The organism is Pseudomonas sp. MD330_10 (genome assembly GCF_042610415.1).
In the GTDB taxonomy this organism is placed as follows: Bacteria; Pseudomonadota; Gammaproteobacteria; order Pseudomonadales; family Pseudomonadaceae; genus Aquipseudomonas; species Aquipseudomonas rhodesiae.
This window is the reverse complement of sequence record NZ_JBHGZU010000157.1, coordinates 1-237: the sequence shown is the minus strand read 5'-3', so window position 1 is coordinate 237 and position 237 is coordinate 1. Positions and strand designations below refer to the sequence as shown.

Genomic DNA, 237 nt, shown 5'->3' with positions numbered 1-237 from the left:
ACGGCCTGATCCAACAGGAAGTCGGGTTTGATGGGCAGCGCACCGCTTACGTTTACGACCTCAACGGCAACCTGCAGCAAAAGACCGAATACGGCGACGACGGCAGTCAGCTCGTCACTCGTTACGAACGCGACCATGCCGGACGCCTGGTACGAAAAACCCTGCCCGATGACAGCGTCGTTGAATATACCTACGACCGCCAGGGCAATCTCCTCAGCGTCGACGACGGCCATTGGG

At 59.1% G+C, this 237-nt stretch carries 1 protein-coding gene; it reads left to right on the top strand.

Going from position 1 to position 237, the window contains the following annotated elements; all coding sequences use genetic code 11:
- Positions 1–237 (top strand): hypothetical protein (locus ACFZPT_RS27020; RefSeq protein ID WP_379556399.1); only part of this gene is annotated, 237 nt, incomplete at both ends.